This is a genomic window from Terrabacter sp. 05T424 (assembly GCF_056396225.1).
On record NZ_JBFTLB010000001.1, the window covers coordinates 540,949 to 555,558 of the forward strand.

General features: G+C 73.2%; 8 protein-coding genes. 6 read left to right on the plus strand and 2 right to left on the minus strand.

Annotated elements, in window-relative coordinates:
- Positions 1–27: 27 nt before the first annotated feature.
- On the plus strand, positions 28–750 hold the full coding sequence (locus AC1DE0_RS02550; RefSeq protein WP_478096790.1) for an MGMT family protein: 723 nt from the start codon (positions 28–30) through the stop codon (positions 748–750).
- Between the two features lie 28 nt (positions 751–778).
- Here the strand turns inward: AC1DE0_RS02550 and AC1DE0_RS02555 are convergent, their stop codons facing one another.
- A complete protein-coding gene (locus AC1DE0_RS02555; protein WP_478096792.1) occupies positions 779–2,092 on the minus strand; it encodes an FUSC family protein in 1,314 nt (437 codons plus the stop codon).
- A 166-nt stretch (positions 2,093–2,258) separates the two neighbouring features.
- On the opposite strand from AC1DE0_RS02555, the gene AC1DE0_RS02560 reads away from it, so the two are divergent.
- The 4 genes from AC1DE0_RS02560 (at position 2,259) to AC1DE0_RS02575 (ending at position 11,795) form a co-directional block, all read left to right on the plus strand.
- Positions 2,259–2,687, plus strand: a complete 429-nt coding sequence (locus tag AC1DE0_RS02560) for a Fur family transcriptional regulator (protein WP_478096794.1) — start codon at positions 2,259–2,261, stop codon at positions 2,685–2,687.
- Positions 2,688–2,717: 30 nt separating this feature from the next.
- The gene (katG, locus tag AC1DE0_RS02565; protein ID WP_478096796.1) at positions 2,718–4,994 is read left to right on the plus strand and encodes a catalase/peroxidase HPI; all 2,277 of its coding nucleotides are present in this window, start codon (positions 2,718–2,720) and stop codon (positions 4,992–4,994) included.
- A gap of 106 nt (positions 4,995–5,100) precedes the next feature.
- Positions 5,101–8,358: an ATP-dependent helicase gene (locus tag AC1DE0_RS02570; protein ID WP_478096798.1), complete on the plus strand. Its 3,258-nt coding sequence runs from the start codon at positions 5,101–5,103 to the stop codon at positions 8,356–8,358.
- On the plus strand, positions 8,355–11,795 hold the full coding sequence (locus AC1DE0_RS02575) for an ATP-dependent helicase (RefSeq protein WP_478096800.1): 3,441 nt from the start codon (positions 8,355–8,357) through the stop codon (positions 11,793–11,795). Before AC1DE0_RS02570 ends, AC1DE0_RS02575 begins: the two co-directional genes overlap by 4 nt.
- Before the next feature lie 55 nt (positions 11,796–11,850).
- Here AC1DE0_RS02575 and AC1DE0_RS02580 read toward each other — a convergent pair whose 3' ends face one another.
- Positions 11,851–13,461: a phosphotransferase gene (locus tag AC1DE0_RS02580; protein WP_478096802.1), complete on the minus strand. Its 1,611-nt coding sequence runs from the start codon at positions 13,459–13,461 to the stop codon at positions 11,851–11,853.
- Between the two features lie 97 nt (positions 13,462–13,558).
- Here AC1DE0_RS02580 and nudC point away from each other — a divergent pair, with 97 nt between their 5' ends.
- Positions 13,559–14,596 (plus strand): NAD(+) diphosphatase, encoded by a 1,038-nt coding sequence (gene nudC / locus AC1DE0_RS02585; protein WP_478096804.1) that lies wholly within the window; start codon positions 13,559–13,561, stop codon positions 14,594–14,596.
- The last annotated feature ends 14 nt before the right edge of the window (positions 14,597–14,610 follow it).

A 14,610-nucleotide genomic window follows, 5' to 3' on the forward strand; every position in this document is an offset into this window, starting at 1 on the left:
ATCTGCACCGACAGCGAGAGGACGCCCGTGCCGCTGGAGGACCACGCCGAGCGCGTGCTCGACCTCGTCGCGACGATCCCCGAGGGGCGCGTGCTCGCCTACGGCGACATCGCGAAACGCCTTGGGGGCATGGGCCCCCGGACGGTGGGCACCGTCATGAGCCGCTACGGCTCCGACGTGCCCTGGTGGCGCGTCATCCGCTCCGACGGCCGGCCGCCGCAGGGCCTCGAGAGCGAGGCGGTCGAGCACTGGCGGGCCGAGGGCACGCCGATGGTGCGGGGCCTCGTCGATGGCGGACGCGCCGACATGGACAGGGCGCGGTGGGACTTCGGGGGAGCGGCCGGCGCGCCGGGCACCCGTGGTGGCCTCCACCACGTGGAGATCTGGGTCGACGACATCGCCGCAGCCGGCCGCGAGTGGGGGTGGCTGCTCGGTCGTCTCGGCTACCACCTCGGCGACGACTGGGGGCACGGCCAGGCGTGGGAGCTCGGGTCGCTCTACCTCGTGCTCGAGGCCGGCCCCGACGTCGTGGCGGGCCGCCACGAGCGCACGCGCGCGGGCCTGAACCACCTTGCCTTCCATGGCGGTTCACGCGACGAGGTCGACGCGTTGGTCGACGCCTGTGGTGACGGAGGCTGGAGCCTGATGTTCGCCGACAGGCACCCGTACGCCGGCGGCCCGAAGCACTACGCCGCCTACCTCGAGAGCGGCGAGGGTTTCGAGGTCGAGCTCGTCGCGTCCGACGAGTAGAGCGCAGGCCGGACCCGCCCGGCCCGAGTCATCGCCGGCCGGGTCGCTCGCGCCGCCGGCCCGGTCGCAGCCCGCGGGGGTAGGGGCGGTCCGGGTGGGGAAGGGCGTCGTGGACGATCCGGGGCAGGTGCGCCAGCGGACGACGCTGCTGCTCCTCCTTCCACTGTTGGTGCACGCGGGCCCGGTCCTCGAGGTCGAGCCGTGCCAGCACCTGCTCGACCGCGGCCAGGATGGAGCCGCGCAGCAGCCAGGACGAGGTGTCCTCCCTGGCCCGCACGAGGATCAGCTCGGTGAGGATGGCCTGGGTCTCGCGAAGGATGTCGAGGCTCTCCGCCAGTGCCTGCTCGGTGTCCTGCTCGCGCCCCTCCGACTCGGCGACGACGAAGCCCCCGAAGGCGCGCAGGCAGTCGGCGGTGTCGTGCAGGACGACCGCGAACGCCGAGCGCAGCTCGTCACCGTAGGGATCTTCTGGTGCGCTCTCGGGTGGCAGCTCGGCGAGCAGCACGGTGAAGAGCGCGCGGATGGCGAGGAGGCACTGCTCGAAGGTGTCGAGTGCCGAGGCCAGGACGGGCTCGACGTCGACCGTGCCCAGGGCCCGCGGGTTGAAGCGGCGGCTCTCCCTCAGGTGGCTGATCGTCTCCGTGGCCCGGGCGACCTCGCGGTTCGCGGAACGGACCCGGTCGATCCAGCCCGCGACCTGTTCGCGGCTGACCGGGCCCGCCTCGAGGGCTTCGGCGGCATGGTCGAGCGCGGCGGCTGCTGCCTCGACCACGCGCAGCAGGGCCTGTCTCGCCTGACCGATCGGCATGGCCGGCGGGTAGACGACGTTGAAGGCCACCCCGACGGCGGCACCGATGAGGGTGTTGACGATCCGGGTCTCGGAGGCGATGTCGTGGTTGCTCACCCCGAGGATCAGCATGGCGCTGATGGGTGTCTCCAGCGCCTGCTCGCCGAGGCGCAGCACCTTCGCCAGCAGCAGGGACGCGGCGATGGCGGCGCCGAGGCTCCACCACGTCAGGCCGATCCAGGTCGACAGGAGGGTGGCGACGAGGATGCCCGAGAGAACCGCACCGACCCGGACGGCGCCCATCTTGATCGTCGAGAAGGCCGAGGCCTGCACGACGAGCAGTGCCGTGAGGGGGCCGGTCAGGTCGGGGGTTCCGGGAGTGACGACCTGGGAGAGCACGTAGGCGGCCACCGCTGCCGCCGTGAGCCGGAACACCGTTCCGAGCGTGGGTCGGAGGCGCTCCGGCAGCTCCCGCCACGTCGCGGGGTGGCTCGGCCAGGCCCAGGCGACGAGGCGGCGCGACGGGGACTCCCGACTGCCGTTCTCTGGTGCCATGCGCAGCCCCCGGATGTGCGATGTGGTCTCGCGACTGGGCGGGCCGGTCCCGCGCGTCGCCCCCTGCGCATCGTACGAGGAGAGGGGCGGCGTCGAGCGCCGCAGCGTCAGCAGGACGTCACTCCAAAGACTTGATTTGTTCAAGAAAACCCGAAAGACTCCGGTCATGCCCCGGACCGACGTCGAAGCGCTGCTGCGCGACTCGAGCCTGCGCGTGACCCGCCAGCGCGTCGCGATCCTCGAGGTGCTGCGCGACCACCCCCACGCCGACACCGACTCGGTGATCCGCCGGGTCCGCGAGTCCGCGGGCGACATCTCGCACCAGGCCGTCTACGACGTGCTGCGCGCCCTCACCGACGCCGGCCTGCTGCGTCGCATCCAGCCCGCCGGCTCGGTCGCGCGCTACGAGGTGCGCGTCGGCGACAACCACCACCACGTCGTGTGCCGCTCCTGCGGAGCCATCGCCGACGTCGACTGCGCGGTCGGCCACACCCCGTGCCTCACCGCATCCGAAGACCACGGCTTCGTCATCGACCAAGCCGAGGTGACCTACTGGGGCACCTGCCCTGACTGTTCGACCGCCCGTATTGCCTGAAGTGACAACGATGCCCGGAAGGACCCACTCATGACCGACAGCCCCAACGACGTCACGCCCGAGAGCCCGCAGGGGGTGGACCGCAAGGCCGAGGGCGGCTGCCCGGTCATGCACGACTCGGCCACCGCTCGAGGCAGCGAGAGCGAGAACCCGGCGCTCGACTCGCCGACGCCCAAGACCGGCGGCCGGCCCCACGGCATCAAGGACTGGTGGCCCGACTCCCTCGACCTGTCTGTGCTGCGCGCACACTCGCCCAAGGGCAACCCCCTCGGTGCGGACTTCGACTACGCGGCCGAGTTCGCCAAGCTCGACCTCGACGCGCTCAAGCAGGACATCGTCCACGTGCTCCATGACTCGCAGGACTGGTGGCCGGCCGACTTCGGGCACTACGGCGGCCTCTTCATCCGCTTGAGCTGGCACGCGGCCGGCACCTACCGCATCCACGACGGTCGCGGCGGCGCCGGCGATGGCGGCCAGCGCTTCGCCCCGCTCAACAGCTGGCCCGACAACGGCAACCTCGACAAGGCCCGCCGCCTCCTGTGGCCGGTCAAGCAGAAGTACGGTCAGAAGATCTCGTGGGCCGACCTTCTCGTCCTGGCCGGCAACGTCGCCCTCGAGGACATGGGCTTCAAGACCTTCGGCTTCGGCTTCGGCCGCGAGGACGTCTGGGAGCCCGAGGAGATCTTCTGGGGCCCGGAGGACACCTGGCTCGGCGACGAGCGCTACACCGGTGAGCGGCAGCTCGACGACGTTCTGGGCGCCGTCCAGATGGGCCTCATCTACGTCAACCCCGAGGGCCCCAACGGCAACCCCGACCCGCTCGCCTCGGCGCGCGACATCCGCGAGACCTTCGCTCGCATGGCGATGGACGACGAGGAGACGGTCGCCCTCATCGCCGGCGGCCACACCTTCGGCAAGACCCACGGCGCGGGCGATCCCGACCTCGTCGGCCCCGAGCCCGAGGGTGCGCCCCTCGAGCAGCAGGGTCTGGGCTGGAAGAGCGAGTACGCGTCGGGCAAGGGTGCCGACGCCATCACCTCCGGCCTCGAGGTGACGTGGACGCGCACCCCGGTGCAGTGGAGCAACGACTACTTCGAGTTCCTCTTCGCCCACGAGTGGGAGCTGGAGAAGAGCCCCGCTGGTGCCCACCAGTGGGTCGCGAAGGACGCCGAGGCGGTCATCCCCGGTCCCACGCCCGACTCGCCGAAGCGCCGGCCCACCATGCTGACGAGCGACCTCGCGCTCCGGGTCGACCCGGCGTACGAGAAGATCTCGCGGCGCTTCAAGGACAACCCCGACGAGTTCGCCCTGGCCTTCGCCAAGGCCTGGTACAAGCTGCTCCACCGTGACATGGGCCCCGTCTCGCGCTTCCTCGGCCCATGGGTTCCCGAGACGCAGCTGTGGCAGGACCCCGTGCCGGCCGTCGAGGGTGAGACCGTCGGCGACACCGATGTCGCGGCCCTCAAGGAGAAGGTCCTCGGCTCCGGCCTGTCGGTCTCCCAGCTCGTCTCCACCGCGTGGGCGTCGGCTGCGACCTTCCGCTCCACCGACAAGCGCGGCGGCGCGAACGGTGCACGCATCCGTCTCGAGCCCCAGCGCAGCTGGACCGTCAACCAGCCCGACCAGCTGGCCCAGGTCCTCGACACGCTCGAGGGCATCCAGAAGGAGTTCAACGAGTCCGGCGGAGCCCAGGTCTCGCTCGCGGACCTCATCGTGCTCGCGGGCTCCGCGGCAGTCGAGAGGGCCGCGAAGGATGCGGGAGTCGAGGTGACCGTTCCGTTCCACGCCGGCCGCACCGATGCGACGCAGGAGCAGACCGACGTCGACTCCTTCGCCGTGCTCGAGCCGCGTGCCGACGGTTTCCGCAACTACCTCCGTCCCGGTGTGAAGCTGCAGCCGGAGGCGCTGCTCCTGGACCGGGCGTACATGCTCGGCCTCACGGTCCCCGAGATGACCGTCCTCGTCGGCGGCCTCCGGGCGCTCGGCAACAACGTCGGCGGCACGGCCCACGGTGTGTTCACGGACCGTCCCGGCGTGCTCACGAACGACTTCTTCAGAAACCTGCTCGCCTCCGGCACGCAGTGGAAGGCGTCGGTCGCGGAGGAGAACGTCTACGAGATCACCGATGTCGCCAGCGGTGACCTGAAGTGGACGGCCACCGCCGTCGACCTCATCTTCGGCTCGAACTCGCAGCTGCGCGCCCTGGCCGAGGTCTACGCCAGCGACGACGCCAAGGAGAAGTTCGTCCGCGACTTCGTCGCCGCCTGGACGAAGGTCATGGAGGCGGACCGCTTCGACTTGACGTGACGTCCTGACGCACTGACACGCAGGGCCCGGGCGTATGCCGTCCGGGCCCTGCGGCGTCCTCGCGGGGTCCCGTGACCCTGTCGGCGGCCCATGATGGAATCTGCGGGTGGTCATCCTTCGTCGAGCTCCCGCCCTGGTGTCGGCGGCGGTGCGGCTCGACGAGCGACAGCAGGCGGCACTCGACTCCGGAGCGCGCGTGCTCCGCGTGCTCGGTGGGCCCGGCTCCGGCAAGTCGACCCTCGCCGTCGAGCTCGTCGTCGACGGGGTGCGCCGGCACGGTCTGCGGGCCGACGCGTGCCTGATGCTGACCTCCAGCCGCAGCGCGGCCGCGGGCCTGCGCCAGCAGGTCACGGCCCGTCTCGATGGCACCTCCACCGAGTCGCTCGCCCGCACGTGGCAAGCGTTCGGGTTCGGCATCCTCCGCGCCGAAGCGGCCTTGCACGGCCAGCCCGCGCCGCGTCTGCTCAACGGGCCCGAGCAGGACGTCATCCTGCGAGACCTGCTGGCAGGGCACGCGTCCGGCGAGGTGCCCGGCCCCACCTGGCCCGCGGCGCTGGGCGACGCCCTACGCACGCGCGGCTTCCGCAACGAGCTGCGCGACCTGCTCATGCGCACCGTCGAGCACGGCCTCGGGCCCGACGACCTGGCCCGCCTCGGTGTCGAGCACGACCGCCCGGAGTGGGTGGCAGCCGCGCAGGTGCTCCGTGAGTACGACCAGGTCACCTCGTTCAGCCGGCACGGGTCCTACGACCCTGCCTGGGTGCTCACCGCCGCGGCCGAGCTGCTCGAAGACGACCCGTCCGCCCTCGACCGGCTGCACGAGCGCGTGGGCCTCGTCGTCGTCGACGACGCCCAGGAGCTGACGTCCGCCGCCGCCCGGCTGCTGGGTGTCGTGGCGCGCGGCGGCCCACGCATCGTGCTGCTCGGCGACCCCGACGTCGCGGTCCAGGCCTTCCGCGGTGCCGACCCCAGGTTCCTGGCGAGCGGGTGGAACGATCTCGGCGATCTTGGGCGCAGCCCGTATGCCGTGGGTGACGAGCCGACGCTGCTCGACTTCATCGAGCCCGACGTGCCGCCGGGTCGCACCGCTCACCGCGGCACCGAGACGGTCGTGCTCGACCGCAGCCACCGGCTCGGGCCGGCGCTCACCGCGGTCGCCGACAGGGTGTCGCGGCGCATCGGGGCGCTCGGTGGCGGCGAGCAACGTCGACTGGCACCGTCCACGTCCGACCCCGAGCGGGGCAGCGTCGAGGTGGCGCTCCTCCGGTCGGCCGCCCAGGAGACCGCCCACGTCGCCACGCGGTTGCGCCGGGCGCATCTCGTCGAGGGCGTGCCGTGGACCGACATGGCCGTCGTCGTGCGCGGCTCGGCCCGCGCCGACACCATGCGGCGGCTGCTCGGGCAGGCAGGTGTGCCGGTGCAGGCAGGCAGCGCCGAGACCCCGGTGCGCGACGAGAGCGCGGTCCGCCCCCTGTTGCACCTCCTCGCCGAGAGCCTCGAGGTCGCCCGTGGCGAGCACCGGGGTGAGCAGCATGCCATCGACCCGGTGCGTGCCGCCGACCTCGTGCTCTCGCCGATCGGAGGCGCCGACACCGTCGGACTGCGTCGCCTGCGCCGCCGGCTCCGTCACGACGAGCTGTCCTCGGGCGGAGGACGCTCGAGCGACGAGCTTCTCGCGCAGCTGCTCCTCGACGCCCCGCGGGCAGCCCTTCTCGGTGAGGTCGCCCGCCCCGCCGCACGAGTGGCTGCCGCCCTCGCTGCCGGCGCCGCAGCGGCGCGCATCGGCGACGAGGGGCGTTGGGTCGCCGGTGTCAACGCCGAGTCGGTGCTCTGGGCGATCTGGCAGGGCGCCGCCGTCGCGGAAGGATGGCGCCGAGCGGCCCTCGCCGGCGGCTCGACGGGGGAGCGAGCCGACCGTGACCTCGACGCCGTGCTCGCCCTGTTCGATGCAGCCGGCGCCTTCGTCGACCGGCTGCCGACCGCGGGGCCCGACACGTTCCTCGAGCACATCCAGGGCCAGGACGTCCCCGGCGACACCCTGCTCGTCGGCGGGCAGTCTGGTGGCCGGGTCTCGCTCGTCACCCCGCAGACGGCGGCCGGCCGTCAGTGGCGCATCGTCGTCGTCGCCGGGGTGCAGGAAGGTGTGTGGCCCGACCTGCGCCTGCGCGGCTCGGTGCTCGGCTCCGAAGACCTCGTCGACGTCGTCGCGCAGCGGCCGGTCGGCTTCCGCGCGGCCCAGGCCGCCGTGCGCTACGACGAGACGCGCCTCTTCCTCGTCGCCGTCACCCGTGCCACCGAGCGGCTGCTCGTGACCGCCGTCGGCAACGAGGACGAGCAGCCGTCGGTCTACCTCGACCTCGTCGACCCTCCGGCCCGCACCCGCCTCGCCGACGAGGTGCGTGCGCACAGCGAGGTGGGTCGCACGATGACCCTCCCGGGCCTCGTCGGCGAGCTGCGTCGCGAGGTCACCAGCCCCGACCCGGCCGTGGCCGAGCGCGCCCTCGCCCTGCTCGCCGTCGCCGCGCGTGAGGGCGTGCGAGGGGCCGACCCGGCGACCTGGTGGGCCCTGCGCGACGTGACGAGCGACAACACGGTGCGGCCGGCCGATGAGGCGGTGCACGTCTCGCCCTCCAAGGTCACCTACTTCAACGAGTGTGGGCTGCGCTGGTTCCTCACGGCCGTGGGTGGCGAGGGCGTGCAGCTGGGCGCGGCATCGGTGGGCACGTTCGTCCACGACATCGTCGCCGAGCAGCCCGACGCGACCCGTGAGGTGCTCGACGCCGAGGTGGACGACCGCTGGGGCCGGCTCGGGCTGCCACCGGGCTGGGTCACAGACCGCACCCGAAGCGAGGCGCACGACATGGTCGCGAGGTTCGTCGCCTACCGCGATGTCGCCGAACGCGAGCGAGAGCGGGTCGGGGTCGAGACGCCGTTCCGCGTGCAGGTCGGCCGCGCCGTCGTCGGTGGTCGGGTCGACCGCATCGAGCGCGACCGCGACGGCGGCCTGCGCATCGTCGACCTCAAGACCGGCACCAGCAAGCCGACCAAGGCCGAGCTCGCCGAGCACGGGCAGCTCGGCGCCTACCAGGTCGCCGTCGAGGAGGGGGGCTTCTCCGAGCTCGGCCAGCACAGCGCCGGGGCGGCCCTCGTCTTCATCGGCAAGGGCGGCCTCTCGGGCCTGCAACCGTCGGTGATGACCCAGGAGGCTGTGACGAGCGTGACCGACCCGACGTGGGCCCGGGCCTTGGTCGAGGCCACTGCCGAGGGCATGGGAGCCGCGACCTTCACCGCCTCCCAGAGCACCTGTCGCACCTGCCCGGTGAAGTCCTCCTGCCCGGTCCAGCCGGAGGGTGATGCCCTGTGACCGAGACCCTCGACCGCACGACGACGTCAGTGCGCCATTCCTCGCGCGACATCGCCGTCGCCCTCGAGCTGCCGCCACCCACACCAGAGCAGGCGGCGGTCATCGAGGCCGGTCCCGGCCCGCTTCTCGTCGTCGCCGGTGCCGGCTCGGGCAAGACGGAGACCATGGCCGCCCGCGTCGTCTGGCTCGTCGCCAACGACCTCGTCACGCCCGACCAGGTGCTCGGGCTCACCTTCACGCGCAAGGCTGCGGCCGAGCTCTCGGCCCGCATCGGAAAGCGCCTCCGCGGCCTCGAGCGGGCCGGCCTCTGGACCCCGCCCGCCGACGACGGCACCGGAGCGGAGGTGCTCGGCGGCACGCCGACCGTCTCCACCTACCACTCGTATGCCGGCCGGCTCGTGCGTGAGCACGCCCTCCGGGTCGGCATCGAGCCGGAGTTCCGAGTGCTCACCGAGGCGGGCGCGTGGCAGCTCGCCGCCGAGTCCGTGTCTCGGTGGGACGGCCCGATGGACGGCATGACCCGGTCCGAGGGCAACATCATCGACGCCGTCATGTCCCTCGCGGCTGAGATGGCCGAGCACGTGCGCACCCCCGCCGAGGTGACGGCGCACCTCGACGACGTGCTGGCGCGTCTCGACGCGCTGCCCGACGGTGACGGCAGGGGCAGCCTGTCGCCTGCCAAGGAGGTCCTCGGCGTCCTGCGCGAGCGCCGGCTCGTGGTGCCGATCGTCGAGGCCTTCCTCGAGCTCAAGCGATCACGCGAGTCGCTCGACTTCGCCGACCAGATCGCCCTCGCGGCGCGTCTCGCGTCGACCATGCCGCAGGTGGGCAAGATCGAGCGTGACCGCTTCACGGCAGTGCTCCTCGACGAGTTCCAGGACACCTCAGAGGCCCAGCTGACCCTGCTGCGCACCCTCTTCCACGACCCGTCCGTCGCCCTGACCGCCGTCGGCGATCCCAACCAGTCGATCTACGGCTGGCGCGGCGCGAGCGCGACCACGCTGTTGCGGTTCCCGTCCGAGTTCGCCGGGCCGGAGGGCCCCGCCGACGTGCTTCCGCTGTCGACGAGCTGGCGCAACGACGAGCTCATCCTCGCTGCCGCCAACGTCACCGCCGCGCCCCTGGCAACGGCGCACGTGCAGCCGCTCACCGCTCGACCGGGCGCCGGGCCGGGCACGGTCACCATCGACCGGCTCGAGTCCGCCGAGGCCGAGGCGGCGCACGTCGCCGCGTGGGTGGCCGAGCGGTGGCGCTCGCCGAGCGGCCGGCGCACCGGCCGGTCCGCGGCCGTGCTGTGCCGACGCCGCTCGTCCTTCCCGCTCGTCATCGAAGCGCTCCGGGCGGCAGACCTGCCGGTCGAGGTGGTGGGCCTCGGCGGCCTGCTCGTGACGCCCGAGGTGAGCGATCTCGTCGCCGCGCTCTGGGTCGTCCAGGACCCCACCCGCGGCGACCAGCTCATGCGGCTGCTCACCGGTCCCGTCGTGCGTCTCGGCGCCGCCGACCTCGCCGGCCTCTGGGCGTGGGCCCGTGACCTGCACGGTCGGCCTGCCGATCCCGGCGCTTCGGGACGTGCCCCGGCCACCGACGGGCCGGTCGACGGCAGCGAGCGGTCCGTCAGCGAGCCCTCCGACAATGAGCCGTCCGACGGTGAGTCATCCGACAGCGCGCGGTCCGACGACGACCGCCGGGGGAGCGACCTCGCCACCGACAGCGCCGACACGGCCACACTCGTCGAGGCGCTCGACGAGCTGCCTCGTCCCGGCTGGGTCGCCCGCGATGGAGCCCGCATCAGTGCAGAGGCCATGCGCCGCCTGCACGGCCTGTCAGCGGTCGTGCGCCGGCTCCGGCGGCTCACGGCTCTGCCGCTCGTCGACCTCGTGGCCGAGGCCGAGGTCGCCCTCGGTCTCGACATCGAGGTGCTGGCCCGCCACGAGCACACCGCGTCGACGGCCCGCGTGCACCTCGACGCCTTTGCCGACGTGGCGGCGCGCTACGCGACGAGCGCCGACCGGCCCACCCTGAGCGGGTTCCTCGCGTGGCTCGAGGCCGCCCGGGAGCAGGAGCGCGGTCTCGACGCCGGCCACACCGAATCCGATGCCGACGCGGTCCAGGTGCTCACGGTCCATGCCTCCAAGGGCCTCGAGTGGGACGTCGTCGCGGTCCCCGCGCTCGTCGAGGGCGCGTTCCCCGACCACTCGTCCACCTCGGTGTCGCTCGTCGACGACTCCGATCCACCCGAGTACGCCTGCTCGGGCACCCCCAAGGACAAGGGGTGGCTCGTCGGGCTCGACTCGCTGCCCTACGAGCTGCGTGGCGACCGTGACGGACTCCCGCACCTCGACTGGCGCAGCATCCCCGACCGCAAACAGCTCGGAGTGGCCGTCGAGGAGTTCGCCCTGGCCGGCGGTCGGCACGCCGTGGCCGAGGAGCGCCGACTGGCCTACGTCGCGGTGACGCGCGCCCGCAACGAGGTGCTGCTCACCACGCACGTCTGGGGCGCGACGAAGAAGACCCTCTCGGTGCCCAGCCGCTTCCTCCTCGAGATCCGCGACGCCCTGGGCGACGCGGTCACGCAGCAGGTGTGGCACCCGGCACCCGACCCCGTCGAGGACTCCAAGGGCCGCGCCGTCGCGCCGAGCAACCCCTACCTCGTCGACCCGGTGTCGGCGATCTGGCCCCACGACCCGATGGCCCACCGCCGCGCCGCCCTCGTGGGCGTCGTCGCCCGCCTGGCCGAGGCCGTGCGATCAGGCGACGCGCCGCCGGCCGACCCACGCCTCGATGACCTGCGGCTGCTCCTCGCCGAGCGGGCCGCGCGGCGCTCGCGCGGTGAGCCCGTCGTCGACGTGCCCCGCCACCTGTCGGCCTCCGCCGTGGTCTCGCTGGCACGCGACGTCGAGGCGTTCGCGATGAACCTGCGTCGTCCCATGCCCAGCGCTCCCGCCGTCGCTGCCCGCCAGGGCACCGCCTTCCACGCATGGATAGAGGAGCACTACTCCCGGGCTGCCATGGTCGACCTGCTCGACCTGCCCGGCAGCGCCGACGAGGGCGCCTCCGACGACACCGACCTCGATGTCATGAAGGAGCACTTCCTGGCGAGCGAGTGGGCCGACCGCGTGCCCGACGAGATCGAGCTGTCCATCGAGACGATCATCGACGGCATCGCCGTGCGCGGTCGCATCGACGCCGTCTTCGCCCGCGACGACGGTGGCTGGACCGTCGTCGACTGGAAGACCGGCGCACGTCCAACGGGTCAGGACGCCCGCGTGCGCACGCTGCAGCTCGCCGCGTATGCCGTCGCCTTCGCCCGGCTGCGTGGCGTAGACCCCGGCGAGGTGGACGCGGCGTTCTACTACGCGGCCGAAGGCGTCTCCGTACGACCCGAGGTCCCGAGTGAAGCCGACCTCGTCAAGCTGCTGCGCACTCTTCCGGCCTGACCGGCCGCGAGCCTTGGCCGCGGATCGGCCGCGGATCGGCCGCGATCAGGCGCGATCAGGCGCGGCGGCCGTCGCGCGGTCGGGACGGGTGCGCGACCGGGACGAAGTCCGACGCGCCCTCGTGCAGGTCGCCCACCCCGTCGGGCAGCGCCTCCACCTCGTCGATCTCGAACGGCGAGTCACCGGCGTGCGGCGCGACCAACGGCACCGGTTGCGACTCCTCGGGCCCCGACGTCGGCCCGTGCGATGCAGTGGCGACGGTGGGCTGGTGACGTTCACCGCCCGGCCGGGGCTGGCCTGCGGCAGACGTGCCCCGGGCCTCGGGGACACCGTCGGCTCCCTCATGGAGCCCGGCATCGAGCGCGGGGTCGGGCGCGGGGTCGGAGGTGGGGTCGGGGGTGGCGTCGGTGTCACCGAGCAGGTCGGTGGTCGTGATGGCCTGGGTCACCCCGGGTGTCGGGAAGGGCGTGTGCGGCTGGGTGGCGTCCCACGCCGGCTCGTGAGGCTCCGGCTCCTGCGGGGCGTCAGGGACGGCTTGGTCGTTCGAGCCATCCTGGTGCGGCAGGTCGGTCATGGAGATGGCCTGGGTCTCGCCGAGCATCGGGAACGGCGTGTGCGGCTGCGTGGCGTCCCAGGCCGGCTCGGGGCGTTCCGGGTCGTGGGGGTCGAGCACCGCCTCGGCGCGCTCGCGCGCCGCACGGGTGCGCTCGCTGCGGTCGGCATCCTCCTGTGCGTGGCGGCGGTCGTCGGCCTCGACCTGCGCGTCCAGCGCCCGGAGCTCATCGGCCGTGCGCTCGACGACCTCGAGCCGACCCGAGGCGAGTGCGTGGAGCAGGGCTCGCAGCGGCGCCATCTCGGCGGCGAGGCGGGCACGCCGCACGAGGTGCACGTCGGGGCGCTCCACCCGTGACTGCGAGTAGGCCTCGAGCACGGCGTCGAGCGTCTCGGGCGACGCGACCCGGGTGAGCCCGGCGAAGTCGTCGGCGGGGTCGCCGATGCGGCTCTCCTCCCACGCGAGGACGCCGCGCACGCGACCGGTGGACGAGTCGTCCTCGTCGTCGAACGACGCGAGGACGTTGGCCCCGATGAAGGTCCCGTGGACCGCGCAGGGCGCAAATCGCCACAGTGACACGTCCTCGAGGGCGTGCTCCCACCGCGTGAGCAGTCCGGTGGGCACGTGGCCGGTGGCCGCCGCACGGTCGAGCTCGGAGAGCTGTCGTCGCCGGTGCGCCTCGGCGTCGTAGGTCGGACGCCCGGCCTCCTCGAAGAGCAGGTGCTCGACGTTGTGGATGTGCGCGAGGGTGCGGCCGACCTCGGCCGCGAGCTGCCCCGGCTGCAGTCCCCCGAGGTCCAGTGGCCTGCCGGGCACGCGCAGGTACACGGCCGCACGCCCCTCGGGCACGGGCGCGAAGCCGCGCACCATCGGCATCGCCACGTCGAGCCGACGCCCGAGCAGGCCCGAGAGGGCCGCGATGTCGTCGAGCATGGCTCCGGCTGCCGGCGTCGCCGGGCACTTGACCACCCAGCGACGGTCCTGGCTGTCCTGGACGTAGGCGATCTCGAAGAGGTCGCCGGGCCGGGTCGCAGTGCCCTCCACCGTGACCGGGTCGAGGCCGGGGACGGCCGAGCTCGCCAGGGCGGCGAGGAAGAGGGGGCTGCGGGTCACGCGTCCACGGTAAGTCGAACGAGCCGCCGAGCGTGGGAGGCAGCGCCCGGGCAGGGTCGCTCACCTGCGGGCCGGAAGCCGTCCTAGGGTGGGCGGCGTGGCCCTGACCGACGCGACCCTGACGGATCTGGCACTCTCACGCAGCTCGCTCGACCGGGTGGCCCTCGAACGCCGACGACCCGACGTCATCGGCGAGCTGCTCGACGATCCCGCAACGCGCGTCGCCGAGGTCCGGGGCGACCGCATGCGGGTGGCTGCCTTCGACGGGTCCGCCGGCCGCGGCACCCCCAGCGAGGGAACCACTGGCGACGGGGCCGCCGGCGACGGCACGCTCGGACTCGTCCTCAGGGCCCCCGAGGCCGCCGACCGCACCCGGCTGGCGCTCCACCTCGGGCGCGACGGCGCCGGCACGGCATACGTCGGCGTCGTGGGGTCGGACGAGCCGGCGGAAGACGCCTCCGACGGGACGTCGTCCAGCGGCCGCGACACCGAGGCGCATGGCTGGCTCACGCTGCGGCAGGCGGGGGAGGCGCTCGGACCGCGTGACGCCGGTGTCTTCACGACCGCTCTCGCTCTCGCACACTGGCACGCCACCCATCCCTTCTGCCCACGCTGCGGGGCACCGACCGAGCCGGTGGAGGCCGGCTGGGTGCGACGGTGCGAGCGCGACGGCAGCGAGCACTACCCGCGCACCGACCCCGCGGTCATCATGTCGGTCGTCGACCCCGACGACCGGCTGCTGCTGGGCCGCGGGGCGCACTGGCCGGAAGGCCGGTTCTCCGTACTGGCCGGCTTCGTCGAGCCGGGGGAGTCGTTCGAGGCGGCCGTCGCCCGCGAGGTCGCCGAGGAGGTCGGGGTCACGATCGACTCTGCCCGCTACCTCGGCAACCAGCCGTGGCCGTTCCCCTCGTCGGTGATGATCGGGTTCGCGGCGACGACCCGGGAGACCGACCTGACCATCGACCCGGTCGAGATGGCCGAGGCGCGGTGGGTCACGCGGGAGGAGTACCGCGACCTGCTGCGCAGCGATGCCATCCGGACCCCGAGCGGCATCTCGATCGCGAAGCGGATCATCGAGCGCTGGCTCGGCTCGACGGTCGAGTCTGTCGTCGAGGGCGGGAGCCGTCGGTGGTGACGGCCCGCGCGGAT